The following is a 1,470-nucleotide window of genomic DNA, read 5'->3' on the forward strand; positions in this document are numbered from 1 at the left end:
GGGCCGCACCGCGTCGGGCCGCACCGCGTCGGGCCGGGCCGCGCCGGCGCCGGCGCCGGCACGCTCGCCGCGGGCTGTCCCAGCCGATCCCGCGCGGCTGCTCGCCTGGGAGGTACTGCGAGCGGTCGACGAGCGTGGCGCATACGCCAACCTGCTGCTGGCAGCCCTGATGGCACAGCGCCGGCTCCCGGCCCGGGATCGAGGATTCGCCACCGAGCTGACCTACGGGACGCTGCGTGCCATGGGCATCCTCGACGTCCTGCTCGGGACGGTTGCCAGCCGGCCGGTGGACGCCGTGGACCCGAAGGTGCGCGATGCCCTGCGGCTCGGCGTCTACCAGTTGCTGTACACCAGGGTGCCGACCCGCGCGGCGGTCGCCTCAACGGTCGACCTGGTTCGCCACACCAGCGGTGAGCGGCCGGTCCGGTTCGCCAACGCGGTCCTGCGCCGGGTCGCGTCGCGGGTGGAGGAGACCGGTGGTGACCTTGCGGCCCTGCTCGCCGCTCCCCGCTACGACGACGACCCGATCGGCCATCTCTCGATGGTCACCGCCCACCCGCGTTGGGTGGTCGAGGCGTTCGCCGCGGCGCTGGGCGGTGACCTGGCGCAGACCCGCTCGGCGCTGGAGGCCGATGACCAACGTCCCACCACGCACCTGGTCGCGCGACCAGGTCTGATCGGCTCCGAGGCGCTGATGGACGCGGTCCGGGGCGCAGGGCTGGAGGCGCAGCCCGGCCGGTGGTCGCCGTACGCGGTCCGTCTCGCCGGTGGTGATCCGGGACGGCTCGCCGAGGTCTCCGACGGCCGCGCCGCCGTACAGGACGAGGGTAGCCAGCTGGTCGTGGCGGCGCTGTCGCGGGTGGTGACGGTGGGGACGGATGTCGGGGTGAGCGTCGATCTGTGCGCCGGCCCTGGCGGAAAGACCGCCCTTCTCGCCGGCCTGCTGCCCGGGACCCGGCTGATCGCGCTGGAACCGCGGGCTACCCGTGCCAGGCTGGTGAGCCAGGCGGTGGCCGGCCGGTCGAACGTGACGGTGGTGCAGGCGGACGGCCGTATCCCACCGCTGCGGCCGGGCAGTGTCGACCGGGTGCTGGCCGATGTCCCCTGCACCGGCCTCGGGGCGCTGCGGCGTCGGCCTGAGGCGCGCTGGCGTCGCACGCCGTCCGATGTCGTGGTGTTGTCCCGCCTGCAGCGGCAGTTGGTGGCCGGGGCCCTCGACCTGGTGCGTCCCGGTGGTGTCGTTGCGTATGTCACCTGTTCGCCGCACCCGGCGGAGACCACCGACGTCGTGACGGACGTGGTCGGGCAGCGCACCGACGTGTCCGTTCTGGACGCCCGGGCCTACCTACCAGACGTGGACGGCCTCGGCGACGGCCCGTTCGTGCAGCTGTGGCCGCACCGGCACGGCACCGACGCGATGTTCCTCGCCCTCCTGCGCCGCGGCGGCCCGTGAGTCACGAAAGCTGACCA

Annotated in this window: 1 protein-coding gene; it reads left to right on the forward strand. The window is 74.2% G+C overall.

The features are described 5' to 3' along the window. Nucleotides 1-97 precede the first annotated feature (97 nt). Nucleotides 98-1,453 carry an RsmB/NOP family class I SAM-dependent RNA methyltransferase gene (locus tag U9983_RS26525; RefSeq protein WP_322756629.1) on the forward strand — a complete coding sequence of 452 codons (1,356 nt, stop codon included), beginning with the start codon at nucleotides 98-100 and terminating at the stop codon, nucleotides 1,451-1,453. The last annotated feature ends 17 nt before the right edge of the window (nucleotides 1,454-1,470 follow it).

The organism is Protofrankia sp. Cas3, assembly GCF_963555955.1.
Classification (GTDB): domain Bacteria; phylum Actinomycetota; class Actinomycetes; order Frankiales; family Frankiaceae; genus Protofrankia.